Origin of the sequence: Oligoflexus sp., assembly GCF_035638955.1 — a bacterium.
In the GTDB taxonomy this organism is placed as follows: Bacteria; Bdellovibrionota_B; Oligoflexia; order Oligoflexales; family Oligoflexaceae; genus Oligoflexus.
In genome coordinates, this window is sequence record NZ_DASQYZ010000402.1 from 1 (window position 1) to 4286 (window position 4286).

Annotated in this window: 1 protein-coding gene; it reads left to right on the forward strand. The window is 47.7% G+C overall.

What is annotated here, in order from left to right; all coding sequences use genetic code 11:
* Positions 1-260: 260 nt before the first annotated feature.
* Positions 261-4286, forward strand: a 4026-nt coding sequence (locus VE954_RS34520) for an ATP-binding protein (RefSeq protein WP_414699056.1), incomplete at its 3' end; no start/stop codon positions are given.

Here is a 4286-nt window from a genome sequence, read left to right on the forward strand (position 1 = left end):
GCAGGAGTTAACCTATTTACGCTCCCACCACTTCCAAGCCTCTTTTCGGTAATCGAAATCCGGAATCAATCGGTCGCATATGGACAAATCCTAATGTTCATTTGGTGGTGATTTCGGAAACAGGCTACAATATTGCATAGTCATAAAGATCTTACTGCCTTTAATCCATTTTATAGTGTGTGGGAAATATGGAAAAATTAGGTAAATACCAAATTGTTGAAACTCTCCATTTCTCTTCACCTAATATGGTCTACGTTTGTATGGATCCGGATGCGCAGGAGGAGGTCGTCCTCAAAGTCGTTCCCGACAGGCACAATAACAGTCTGGCAGCACTTCGCCTGGAGCAGGAGTTCAGTTTTATTCACACTCTGAAAGGCGCTTTTTTCCTGAAGGCCATTGACCTGATCAAGGAAGCCGACCGGATTTACATCGTCATGGAAAGGTTCAGAGGGCTTTCACTTCGGCAGCACTTGCCGGAAAGAAAATCGCCACTTGAAATCGAACAGATTTTCAGCCTTGCCATATCCTTGGTTGAAGCCATCGACTTTGTTCATGACAGGCTGATCATCCATAAGGATATCAGCCCCGATAACATTCTCGTCTCTCATGATCTTAAGGAAATCCGTCTCATCGATTTTGGAATATCGACCCTGCTTTCCCGGGAGCACCCGAAGGTCGAGCATCTAAGTCAGCTTGAAGGTCACCTTCAGTACATCGCCCCGGAACAAACGGGACGCATGAATCGGAGCCTCGATTATCGCTGCGACTATTACTCGCTTGGGGCTTTGCTTTATGAGCTGGTCTCCGGAGAGCCGCCCTTTCCTTCGGATGATCCTCTGGCCTGTGTGTCAGCCCACATATCGGAAACGCCGCGTCCACCCCAGGCTCCCGGGCGGGAAGTTCCTCCCTGTCTCAGCGACATCATCCTCAAGCTCCTCAGCAAAGGGGCCGAGGACCGTTACCAAAGCGGCTTTGGGCTTATTGCAGATCTCAAGGAGGCCCAAAGGCGCTGGGCCGCGGGGGAGAGGCAGAGCCATTTTCAACTCGCCACAAAGGATGTGCCTCGCTATTTTTCCGTGAGTCAGAAGTGTTATGGCCGGGAGAAGGAAATCAGGCTTCTTGAAGAGGCATTTGAAAAGGTCTTCAGCAGCAATGAAGCGCAGATGGTTCTTGTCTCCGGAGCATCAGGCATCGGCAAATCCACCCTTATCAATGAAGTCCATAAGCCCCTCCTCAGGCGCCGCGGCATCTTTATCAAGGGCAAGTTCAATCAATTCAGCCGCGATACGCCCTATGATGCCTTTATCAGCGCGTTCTCATCACTGGCGGACCATTTCCTTACCCTGCCTGAATCTCAGCTGACCAGGGTCCGCGAAAGATTGCTCAAAACTCTGGGGCACAACGCGCGAATTGCAGTCGATCTGGTACCTAAATTGGGGCTGATTCTGGGGGATCTGCCCGAACTTGAGGATCTCGGCAGTATCGGCAATGCCAACCGCTTTCGTCTTGCCCTGGACGCCATTGTCGTCGCCATTGTCCAAAAGGAATATCCCCTTGTCATATTCATCGATGACCTTCAGTGGGCTGACGGTGGTTCCCTCGGCCTCATCCAGAATATTTTTGAGCGGCGCCAGGGAACTCATCTTTTCTTTATCGGCGCCTACCGCGACAATGAAGTTGATCAACTGCACCCTCTGACGCGGTGCCTTCAGAACCTGACGGAAACAGGGCTTGATATTGCCCGCGTGAGTCTGAATCCACTCAGTGAAACGGATCTGGGGGCATTGATTGCCGACAGTCTTTACTCATCTGTTGCTGAAACCAGGGATATCTGCCATGAAATCATGCTCAAGACCCATGGTAACCCGTTCTTCGTGCATGAAGTTCTGACTCAACTCTATCATGCAAAGGCCTTCAATTTTTCAGCGAAGCTTGGCCGATGGGAATGGAGCATTGAAAATATTCGTTCCCTGGGCCTGAGTTCGAATGTTATAGATTTCCTCCTCATCAAAATCAAGAGTCTCGGCCATGAGGTGATTCCGCTCCTGGCTCATGCCGCGTGCATAGGCCATGAATTTGATCTCAAAACTCTCTCTGAATTGAGTGGCCAGGGCCTGCAGGAGGTCTCAAGTTTACTTGCCGCCCCATGCCAGGAGCATATTCTCGTCTACGAGGGACCGTCTTTTCTCTTTCAACATGCGTCAAGTGAGGAGAGATCTCCAGATACCTATGAAGGGATCAAATACCGTTTCGTCCATGATCGAGTGCAGCAGGCCTGCCATACACTTTTTTCAGAAGAGGAGATAAGGAAAATCAAGCTGCGCTACGGAATATATCTTTTAAAACACTCGAATGAAGAGGACGTGAATAAAAATTTGATCGTGCAGATTACTGAACTCTATAATGGTGGCCTTGAATACATTGAAGTTGCTGCTGAACGAAGCCATCTCGTAAATCTGAACCTCCTGGCTGCAAGGAAATCTGCGGCATCGCTTTCCTATGGGAGTGCTGTAAAATTTGCCAGATTCGGTTTGAAGCTCTTGGAGGATATCGATGAGGAAGGGCACTCTGATACCTACCAAAACCTTATGCTGATTGCTGCTGAAGGGGAATACAGCAACCAAAATGCCGAGGCGGCAGAGCAGCTTTTTGAAAAGCTTCTTTCCAAAGGTGGGGATCCTTATTCCTTGGCTCTGATATATGAGAAAAAAGCAGCACTCTGTGGCATGACAGGGCAATATGAGAAGGCGTGTTTGAGCGGACTTGAGGCGCTGAAGGTTTTGAATGTCAACCTTCCAGCCAAGCCTCATGCTCTACATGGTATCATCGAAACAATGAGAGTTCTTCAACTTGCCGCAAAACTTCGAAAACATAAGCTGCTTAGTAAACGAATACTTTCACCTCCGGTTGATGACGAGAGGCATAAATTAATCATTTCCGTCCTTGAAAGTATACAATACAATGCATATCAGTATGATATAAACCTCTTTACCCTTGTTACAGCGTATGCAACCAAAATTATATTGAAAAAAGGTAATACTGAAGGGGCAAGTAACTTTTATAACACTCTCGCTCTATTCACACTTATCGTTACTCAGAACAACATGCATTCTGCTGAAATAGCTGAGTTGGGAATGAAATATGGAAAAACGTACGAACCCAATCTACGTTTGGCAAAAGCATTGTTTGGAAGCACTTACGCTCTACTTCATTGGTCGAGAGATGTGAAAGAAAGTACTAGCCTCTATGTCGAGGTGGAAGAACTTCTTATTCAATGTGGAGAGTTTACGTGGCTGGACAGCACACGAGCTTCAAGGCTCTTTTATTTTGCACACCACGCCCCTCATACTCAGGATCTTGTAAAATCAACATCCGAGATGGAGGGAGTTACAAAACTAAAGATCTCTCAAGCGGCTAAGCCGGCATATTGCTTCGCTCAGCAGTTTCTTCAGGTCATGAACGGTCAGGTGTCGAGTATTGTTGTTTTTCGTGAAGAAGACGGCTGGCAGAAAGAGACTATTGACACTGCTATGCAAAAAAATCCAACAACGTCAACTGCAAGTGCCTACTTGGTGCTTCAAGCACAGGCGTTTGTAATATTCAACCGATACGAAGAAGCCGTTACGTCGTTGAAGCACTGTGAACTTAACAAGATAGTTGGCACCATTTCGGTCGCTTACTACAATTTTTTTCTCGGTCTATGCGCATCAGCCCTCCACCAGAAACAAGTCATGCGTTATTACGACAGTCGACGAAAGCTTCATTCAGTACTCAATAAATTCAGAAAATGGGCATTGGATGTTCCCGTGAATTTCAAACACTTCGCCCTTATTCTTGAAGCGGAACTGCAGCTTTTCAAAGGGCAGTACCTAAAGGCGACAGCACTCTACGATGAAGCCATCAGCACTGCCGAGCAATACAGCTATTTTTGGGTCGCCGGCCTCGCTGCTGACCGCTGTGCCGAAATGTATCTTGAACTGAGACAGCATCGGCTGGCTGAAACCTATTTGAAACTTGCCTATGGTTTCTATCAAACTTATGGAGCAATGGGAAAGCTTCAACAACTCCTGGTAAATCACCCTAATGTCTTTAGCAAAGCGAACCAGACCCATACCAGTACTGCCTTGAACAAAACTTTTCACGGCACGATCGCTCACACCCACAGCCAGACCTATCAGCACGGCGATGTCCTGGACGTGACAGCCATAACCCGGGCGGCGCAGGCCATTTCAGGCTCGATTCGAATCGATGAACTGCTTTCCAAACTTCTGGCCATTCTTCGCCAG